Annotated in this window: 6 protein-coding genes; 3 read left to right on the plus strand and 3 right to left on the minus strand. The window is 38.0% G+C overall.

What is annotated here, in order from left to right:
* Nucleotides 1-79: 79 nt before the first annotated feature.
* Genes HHO41_RS02465 through HHO41_RS02475 form a run of 3 tightly spaced genes read right to left on the minus strand, consistent with a single transcriptional unit; the run spans nt 80 to nt 2,663 of the window.
* Nucleotides 80-1,636 carry a hypothetical protein gene (locus HHO41_RS02465; RefSeq protein WP_169095215.1) on the minus strand — a complete coding sequence of 519 codons (1,557 nt, stop codon included), beginning with the start codon at nt 1,634-1,636 and terminating at the stop codon, nt 80-82.
* Nucleotides 1,637-1,653: 17 nt separating this feature from the next.
* The gene (locus HHO41_RS02470; protein ID WP_169095216.1) at nt 1,654-2,226 is read right to left on the minus strand and encodes a PilW family protein; all 573 of its coding nucleotides are present in this window, start codon (nt 2,224-2,226) and stop codon (nt 1,654-1,656) included.
* Nucleotides 2,223-2,663, minus strand: coding sequence for a type IV pilus modification PilV family protein (locus tag HHO41_RS02475; RefSeq protein WP_169095217.1), 441 nt, complete (start codon nt 2,661-2,663; stop codon nt 2,223-2,225). Before HHO41_RS02475 ends, HHO41_RS02470 begins: the two co-directional genes overlap by 4 nt.
* A 320-nt stretch (nt 2,664-2,983) precedes the next feature.
* Between HHO41_RS02475 and HHO41_RS02480 the strand changes: the two genes are divergently transcribed.
* From HHO41_RS02480 to HHO41_RS02490, 3 genes are all read left to right on the plus strand, one after another.
* On the plus strand, nt 2,984-3,751 hold the full coding sequence (locus HHO41_RS02480) for a MerR family transcriptional regulator (protein WP_169095218.1): 768 nt from the start codon (nt 2,984-2,986) through the stop codon (nt 3,749-3,751).
* A gap of 385 nt (nt 3,752-4,136) precedes the next feature.
* The gene (locus HHO41_RS02485) at nt 4,137-4,991 is read left to right on the plus strand and encodes a carbon-nitrogen hydrolase family protein (protein ID WP_169095219.1); all 855 of its coding nucleotides are present in this window, start codon (nt 4,137-4,139) and stop codon (nt 4,989-4,991) included.
* 592 nt (nt 4,992-5,583) lie between these two features.
* Nucleotides 5,584-7,338 (plus strand): Mur ligase family protein, encoded by a 1,755-nt coding sequence (locus HHO41_RS02490; RefSeq protein ID WP_481747081.1) that lies wholly within the window; start codon nt 5,584-5,586, stop codon nt 7,336-7,338.
* The last annotated feature ends 103 nt before the right edge of the window (nt 7,339-7,441 follow it).

A 7,441-nucleotide genomic window follows, 5' to 3' on the forward strand; every position in this document is an offset into this window, starting at 1 on the left:
TCTTTTTTAAAAAATGAAAATATGTATCAATAAGAATGGCTACTAATAACCCTTAGCAGCCATTCACTTTGAAGGTAGTTTATAAAAATTTCCGCCCCAGATTTTTATATTTAAGGGTGTCCAAGGGAATTTGATATAAATATGGAAGGTTTGGATCGTGATTATAGATAAGACGATTACCACTGTACTGATCCAATGTCACTCCATCTATTGTTACATCTCCAAGTAACGCTCCGTTTATCGTAATTGGTTTTCCGTTGGTTTTAATATCAATTCCGTTTTGAGCATAGAATAATCCACCGTAAACACTACAGTTTGGATTATTTTCAATGGTGATTTTTCCGTGCGAGAATAAACGATAACTATATTTGTAGTTTTTAGTTTTTATACAGGAGTTGCTTTTTATCGTTGCATTACCAGAAACAAATTGATTGAGGTAATAATCCTCTGGTTTCAGCTTTGCCTCGTACTCATCTAAATCACCTACAGTTAGGTTCACTTTCGAAACAATTAAATCCTCGTTTACTTGAATGTCCCCGCGCAGCTGAAGATTACCTGCTCCACCCTTTGAATCGCCGATAACAAGTGATTTATTGACGTAAAGTCCTTCAACGAAAGCAAAAGTCCGCATATCACTTCGATCTTTACCATTAAAATCCCATTCGTATTTATCCTGCTGAATGAGGGCATTCCCCATAACGCCAAGCTTTAAAAAATTAATATCACGATAGCCGCTTCCAATTGGTATACCCAGTAACTTAAAACCTTCAAATCCACCATCGATAACAACATTGGTTGGTTTATCATCTTTATATTTTAGAAGATCAACTGTTAGTAGAGTGGCTTTTTTACCTTTCAATACATCAGCACCGAGCAATGTCCCTGTTCGGGTTGCAATCACGCGATTCGTTTCCATTGTATGAAACCGGTCACCGTCGCCGATATTGAGCTGCAAAATCGGCCCTAATGCATTTAGTTTAAATATTTGGTCGTAAGGTATCCGGTATGTTTTATCTGCAGATTCCTTGAAATTTAGGACGTCTAATTCCACGAGGTTTAATAGATTTAATCCAACCAAATCCATGTTGCTAAAATCAAGCGGCATTCCGCCTGCAAATTTAGGAAAGTCGACTGTAAATTCATCAATGTCTACATCAAACTTATAATAACTAATTAATGTGGCCTCACTATCTTTATTTTTTCCAGTACTCGTTACTTTCAGTTTAACGTCTTTTATTTGATGATTATTTAGTTCGTTATCTGGAATCTCTGTATCATTTTTATCAACAATTTCTGCTTTAACAGTAATTCCTTTTTGAGTAGTTTCACTCCAAGGCTGTACCGGAAACCCGTCCTGGTCAAGGAAGTCCCCAATGGCATTGTCTTTAAGATATTCATAGAATTTAACGGCGTTTATAGTTCTGCTTTTATTTTGTTCAAAATAGCTCTTCATGTTGTTTTCGAAGTAGGTTAGACCGCTTTCTGCTAAATACCGTGTCTGCATATTAGTTTCGGTTGCATAGGTCCGTTTATTTTCCCCGATTACATTTCCCATTAATGATAATCCGAGCACCGAGAATACTAGGATAACCAACAAGACTTGAATGAGGGACGAACCCTTTTGATTAAGCTTCATTAACCACACCTCGTAAATTATTCCACATGAACAAAAGATACCTCACTATCTAACACGAGCGTTTTTCCGAACTTGGATTGATCGTTCTTGATCACCATTTCGATTTTTACTGTATCGTTAGTGTGATCAACCGTAATTTTTGAAGCATTTGTGCCAGAGCTAATGAATTCATTAAATTCATTATTAATTGGAAGGATATCAATTCCGTTAAATGTGTTATGGCTACAATCTAGTCCTGTTTTTGGATAATCTTCAAAATTTCCATAATCGGTGCCAACCACTGCTTTTTTGCAAGCAAAGCCTAGTATTTTTTTATGACCTTCAAAACTTGTTACTTCAATAAGTGAACTTGATTCAGTATCAGAGATAATTTTAACGTCTGTGGCGACAAAAATGTAATTGACAATCTGGGACATGACGTAGTTTGCTTCATCATGTAGGGCAATCTCCTCATTAACCCGTTTAAAATTATTCATGCTGTTAATCAAATAACCTATAATCAAAGAAGTAAGCATGGTGAAAATCATGAATGTAACAAGTAATTCAACAAAGGTTAAACCAGTTTGAGAACTCAATTTTCGCCTTATCATAATTCTACAAACCCTTCAACCGAACTTTGAGGTCTCTCATCATCTTCACTGTCAGGATTCCAATCATCACTATACACTTTGACAGTAGCCCAATAGATTCCCAAACCAGCTTCAGCTTCCTCTTCAATCGTAATTTCAATTTGATAGATGACATTATTCACTTTAATTCTATAAAGCTTTTCACAAGTTGCTGCATCCTCTCCGCATTCGTTAATTGAATATGTACCTGCGTGTTTATTGTTGATTTCTGGATATCCACCATACTTGATACGTTCTAGCACTCCTTGAGCAACATTAAGAGCCACCAGCTTTTCCTTACTCGTGGTTGTCGTCTTTTGTGAAAAAACAAACATTTGGAAGAACACAGTCGCAAGTAATGCCAGGATTACAACGGAAGCTAATACTTCAACTAATGTAAAACCTCGGTCATTTCGCATTTTTATCACTCTTTTAATAGATTTGTATTACAACAGTTTCATGTTGTAAATGTCGATTTAGCTTGTTTATTGATGAAAAACAGTGAACTATGTCACACTTTTCCCTCTATCTGTATAATAACACTCAATTAACGAAATAGTACATATATTAGAAAAATTTTTTCTGGAAATTTCCTTTTCCCAAAATAAGGATTTTGATTGTTTTATATGTTGTCGATATCTATCCGGAAAAAGAAAAATTTATAAAAAATATTATTAAAACCCATTGACCTTGACGTTGCGTAAAGGTGTAACCTAAGTTTTGTAAGGGAGGTTATCGCATGGAATACACGATTCAAAAGCTAGCCAGCCTGGCTGGAGTCAGCACCAGAACCTTAAGGTATTACGATGAAATTGGGATTCTTAAGCCGGCAAGAATCAATTCATCTGGATACCGAATATACGGTCAAAATGAGGTAAACTTGCTCCAGCAGATCTTATTCTACCGCGAGCTCGGAGTCGGGTTGGAAAGTATTAAGGACATTGTCACAGCACCTTCTTTTGACGGAGCCAGGGCACTGCGGGAACATCGCGAAAAGCTCCTTGAAAAACGACAGCAATTAGATGCGTTAATTGCCAATGTCGACAAAACCATTGCAGTTACAGAAGGGAGAATAACCATGAGTGATAAAGAGAAATTCAATGGCTTTAAGCAGAAAATGATAGATGAAAATGAGCAAAAATACGGAAAAGAAATACGTGAAAAATACGGCGAGGAAACTGTTCGTAAATCAAATGAAAAGTTCATGAACATGTCTAAGGGAGAGTACGATGAAGCAACAGCAACGGCTGAAGAGCTGGCTGTTACCTTAGCTGAGGCATTCAAAACTGGAGATCCTGCGGGTGAATTAGCGCAAAAGGCTGCAGCGCTCCACAAAAAATGGCTGCTGCACTACTGGCCAGAATACAGCAAAGAAGCTCACGCTGGCTTAGGTCAAATGTACGTAGATGATGAGCGCTTCACTGCTTACTATGACAAAGAACAACCAGGCACAGCTGCCTTCCTTAGAGATGCCATCAACATCTTCACAGGCATGAAGCAAGAATAATATTGATATAACAACTATCGTTATATAAAAAATAAAGCGAGGTGGGCACTTAACTTTGATGGTTAAGTGTCCTATTTTTGTGTGGGCCGCCTGAAATAGGGCACTTACATGGTGTGTTAGTGCCCTATTTTTGCGATGATTGCATGAAATAGGGCACTTAAAGGTGTGTTAGTGCCCTATTTTGCGATGACTGCATGAAATAGGGCACTAAGAGCCCCCATAAGTACCCTCTTTTTAAATATTAGAAAAAAATAAGGCACTTAAAGCCGAAAAGAGCAAATTAACCACCTCTGACTCAACCCCCAAAGTCCTGTCATTTACAGATTTTTCAGTCAACAACCAAAATGATATACTAGTTTCATAAACAGAAATAAGGATGGATTTTATGATAGAAAAATTAAGAGTGTCTCTCGTTCAAATGAAGGTTACGAATAATGTTGAGGAAAATGTAAATACGGCGATTCAATTAATCAAACAAGCTGCAAGCGGTAATCCGGATGTCGTCATCCTTCCTGAGAATTTTCACTTAATGGGGCGCCGTGCCGAGTTCAACGAAAATGCTGAAACGATTGACGGCCCAACACTAACAACCTTGAGAGAATTAGCGAAGGAGCTTAAACTCTATATCGTCGCAGGTACAATGAACCTGCGCGTTCCAAACGAGGAAAAGCTGCGCAATACATGCTGTGTCATTAATCCAGATGGTGAAATTCAGGATACCTATACGAAAATTCATAGCTTTAATGCCCAAATTGGCGACCGCAATATTGACAGCAGCAAGGTTGAGGAAGCGGGAAATGACATCGTTGTTACGAACATTAAAGGTGTTCCAGTCGGATTAAGTGTCTGCTTTGATATTCGCTTTCCGGAAATGTTCCGCATTCTTGCGCTAAAAGGAGCAAAGGTTATTCTTACTCCAGCAATTTTTATGCTTCACACTGGCAAAGACCATTGGGAGGTGCTGCTTAAGGCTCGTGCAATTGAAAACCAGGTCTACATGGTTGCGCCGGCTAGTATCGGAAAGGTGCCGCCGCACAATGAATGGAGCTATGGCAGAAGTATGGTTGTGGACCCTTGGGGCGTGGTGATCGCTCAAGCATCTGACACCACAACGGTCATCACGACTGAGCTTGATTTAACTTGGGTTGACAATGTCAGAAAACGAGTGCCAACACTCACGCAGCGCCGCCCTGATGCATACAAGTGGCCGGAATCAACACAAACAACACTAATACCATAAATCGAATGATAGATTCAAATAATACAAAAAATGGGGGTAATCCAGAAAGTACCGATTTACTTTAAGGGTTACCTCCTTTTAATATTGCTAAAATCTTCAAATTTTTCTGCATATATGTTGGAAAATAAAAGGTAATATTAAATATTGAGTAATATTGGTAATTTATTTGGGGGAATGTTTTGTTATGGAAGGATTTGGTAAGTGGGAATTACAAGAAATACTAGAAGGGGAATATTATAACGAACTGGAAGATGACTTTGTTATAAATGATTTTGAAATTGACCCAATTCACTTTCGGAGTAAAGAGTCAGCTGGAAATGGTTTTATCTCCATCTCGAATTCAAGGTGGAATGAGGCAAACAAGAAAACAACAAAATGGACGAGTGGAAATGAAAAGATTTTAAATTTCCACCAACACTGCAAATTAATCATCACTGAAGAACCGATTGAAGTACTAAAGGATGAAGTCACGCAATTACTAGTAAAAGATAGCTTTGCAGTTATAAAAAAATTGGCAGAGGCAGCTCGTGAGAAAATGAAGCATCCGGTTATTGGCATTACCGGTTCTGTTGGGAAAAGTTCAACTAGATTAATGTTAGAGCATCTACTCAGGGAAAAAACAGTAGTTGCCACCCGAGGCAATCATAATACACAAGTCGGTGTTCCGTTATACGGCGCAAAATTAAGCAGTAATCCGGATTTTGGTATTCTAGAAATCTCTTTGAATGCACTAAATAATCGAGGCAACCAAGCAAAGGTCATCAAACCGGATATTGCCGTCATTACATCAATTGGGGAGGCGCATTTATCAACTCTCCACTCAAAAGAGAATATTGCCAAATTTAAAGCGCGAATTTTCGAAGGTCTAACTGAGCGGGGCATAGCGATTATTAACCATGATATCGATGAATTTGACATCCTATATAAAATGGCATTAGAAAGAACGAATAATATCAAGACATACAGCCTGACCAATCCGCTCGCCGACATGTATTTAAAAGAAATTACAATCGAGAAGTATTCAACTAATATCAATTTTCGTTACCGAGGAAATGATTACAACTTTGATCTAAGTATGCCTAGTAACGGAATGATCCAAAATGCGCTCTGTGCGTTTCTTTGTATTGCTGAAATGGGATTTGATTTAGAAAAAAATCTTATAAAAATGAATGATTTCAAATCATTCGACCGTGTTATGGAACTCAAACAACTTAAAACAAAAGATCTACGAGATATAGATGTCCTCGATGATACTCATAATGCTGCGATTCCTTCGATGATAAATGCGATTGAAACGTTCGCAGCTAAAGCACCTTTTTACAAAGGAACGAAAATTCTTGTGCTCGGCCAGGTTCAGGATTTGGGTGAAAAAAGTCAAGATCTCCATGATGCGCTCATACCCAAAATTTTATCTGCGGGTGCAGATTATGTGTTTGGTCATGGGCATTACATGCGGAACGTGATAAAACAGTTACCAACTGAAATGGTTGGGGGGTGGTTTGATAATGCTAAGGATTTAGCAAAGCGAATTCCTCTGTATTGCTCAAATGAATCTCTAGTATTGCTTAAAGGTTCTGTTTCAGGCAGTGATTTTCGTAAGACAAGTTACTATTTACCAGGACAAATTGCGATATCAAATCAGAAGTTATTAAACTTTGACTCTGCATCGATTGCAAAGGTACTCCAACCGATATGGGGAGCAATAGGTTATGATTTGTCCCGAAATGAAGTTGTTTTTTACAAAGGGAATTCTGGTACAACCGCCATCGAAGGAATGGGTCCGGTTGTGATGCTTAATCTATTATTAATTAAGCAAGTACCTGACCATGATTTGATTAGGCTCAATAAATGGCCAACGAATCGTGGCGTGAGTATAAAGAAGAAGCCATTTAAAACAGGGGAGATTTTTGCATCAGGAGAACTAATCAAAGAACTTATCGAAACACAGCATCCTAGTGCAACTTATGAGCTGGCTCATCGATATTTTGGCAGTAGAAATGCCGCCCTTCAGGAGATTCGTACTTTCAGTGAGCAAATTGGGCTATCCTCGTCTTCAGTCTATAATTTAACTGGCAGATATCGGGTCAAGGAGCAGCAATCCTTTAATCTCGAGGACTTAGTAAAAATCGGAAAAGTCATTGCAAAAAACGAACCATTAATCAAGAAGCTACCAAATCAGGTTATTGGTTCGTTAAAGTTAAGAGTACTGATGTTCGGATCTGAACGAAAGGCGGCGATTTGTTTCATTGATAATTTCATGGTTTGTTTAAGTGGCCTTAACTCACAAACTCAGTTCCTTGAACTGATGAAATCGATTCTAGTTCAACCACAATTAACATACAGATAAAAAGAAAAGAGGCTGGGACAAAACCCACCTCTTAAATGAAAAAGCCGGTAAAATTTTACGATGAGTAAAATTTTACCGGCTTTGGTTATTTTTTCAATAAAAA

It is taken from the genome of Bacillus sp. DNRA2 (assembly GCF_012843265.1).
Classification (GTDB): Bacteria; Bacillota; Bacilli; order Bacillales; family Cytobacillaceae; genus Bacillus_BU.